Annotated in this window: 1 protein-coding gene and 1 riboswitch; the gene reads left to right on the top strand. The window is 70.4% G+C overall.

The window, feature by feature from the left end:
* Positions 1-221 precede the first annotated feature (221 nt).
* Positions 222-338, top strand: a riboswitch (SAM riboswitch).
* 52 nt (positions 339-390) lie between these two features.
* Positions 391-1,710, top strand: a 1,320-nt coding sequence (locus tag B4M60_RS10210) for an O-acetylhomoserine aminocarboxypropyltransferase/cysteine synthase family protein (protein WP_291083189.1), incomplete at its 3' end; no start/stop codon positions are given.

A 1,710-nucleotide genomic window follows, 5' to 3' on the forward strand; every position in this document is an offset into this window, starting at 1 on the left:
GATGCGGGTCATCTCGTCGCCGTCGAGCTCGACGACGGTCCCCTCGACCTTGATCTTCGACATCGGACCCTCTTCCCGCGCGCACCCTCGTCGGGTCGGCGTTGTCGGCAGCGCATCGTGACGTGGGTCTCATCTTACTGACACGGGCGGCCCGGACGAGGCCGCTGCGCCCCGACACCCCTCGTTGCAGCGGCCCGAGGACTTAGGCTAACCTCTCCCCAGGTCATGAGTTCCAGCATCAAGCCCCGGCTTGCTGGACGGCAACCCTCCACCGCGGTGGGGTGCCCCGGGAGACGACCTGGCCGACACCCGTCCGGGTGACCAGGCAAGCGCGGGTCCGCTGTCGTGATGCGGCCGGACCCTTCTGACGAGAGGAGGGGCTCCGCCCCTATGACGTACGACAACAGCAACGCAGACTGGGCCTTCGAGACCCGCCAGATCCACGCGGGGCAGCCCATCGACTCCGATACCGGCGCCCGCAACCTGCCGATCTACCAGACCACCTCGTTCGTCTTCGCCGACGCCGAGCAGGCCGCCGCGAGGTTCGCCCTCGCCGAGATGGGCCCCATCTACACCCGTATCACCAACCCGACGGTCGCGGCGGTCGAGGACCGCATCGCCTCCCTCGAGGGCGGCGTCGCCGGCCTGCTGTTCGCGTCGGGGCAGGCGGCGGAGACCGCCGCCATCCAGGCGATCGCCCAGTCGGGCGGCCACGTGGTGGCCTCCCCCCGCCTCTACGGCGGTACCGACACCCTCCTCCGGCACACCCTGCCCAAGTACGGCATCGAGACCACCTTCGTGGAGAACCCGGACGATCCCGCCTCCTGGCAGGCCGCGGTCCGGCCCAACACCAAGCTGTTCTACGCGGAGTCCATCTCCAACCCGCTCAACGACATCCTGGACATCCCGGCCATCGCCGAGGTCGCCCACGCCAACCAGGTGCCGCTCGTGGTGGACAACACGGTGGCCACCCCGTACCTCATCCGTCCGCTCGAGCTGGGTGCCGACGTGGTGGTGTCCTCCGCCACCAAGTACCTCGGCGGCCACGGGTCCTCCCTGGGCGGCGTCCTGGTCGACGGCGGCAGGTTCGACTGGCGCGTGCAGCGCGACGGCGAGGACGTCTTCCCGTCCTTCACCACCCCCGACCCCGCGTACCACGGCCTGGTCTACGCCGACCTCGGGGCGCCCGCGCTCGCCCTCAAGGCCCGCGTCACCCTCCTGCGGGACACGGGCGCCGCGGCGTCGCCGTTCAACGCGTGGACGCTCGCGCAGGGCATCGACACGCTGAGCCTGCGGGTCGAGCGCCACGTGGCCAACGCCCAGGCGGTCGCCGAATGGCTGGAGGCCCGCGCGGACGTGGCCAAGGTCCAGTACGCCGGCCTGGCCTCCTCGCCTTACAACGCGCTGCAGAAGACGCTGTCCCCCAAGGGCGCCGGCGCGATCGTGACGTTCGACCTCGCCGCGGCGGAGGGCGCGTCGGAGGAGGACATCAAGGCCCAGGCGTGGAAGTTCATCGACGCGCTCAAGCTGCACTCCTGCCTGGTCAACATCGGCGACGTCCGCTCGCTCGTGTGCCACCCCTTCACCACCACCCATTCGCAGGGAACCCCGGAGGCCAACGCGATCGCGGGCGTCACGAGCGCGACCATCCGCCTCTCCGTGGGCATCGAGGCCATCGACGACATCATCGGCGACCTCGAACTCGGGTTC

Source organism: Dietzia sp. UBA5065 (genome assembly GCA_002415925.1).
In the GTDB taxonomy this organism is placed as follows: Bacteria; Actinomycetota; Actinomycetes; order Mycobacteriales; family Mycobacteriaceae; genus Dietzia.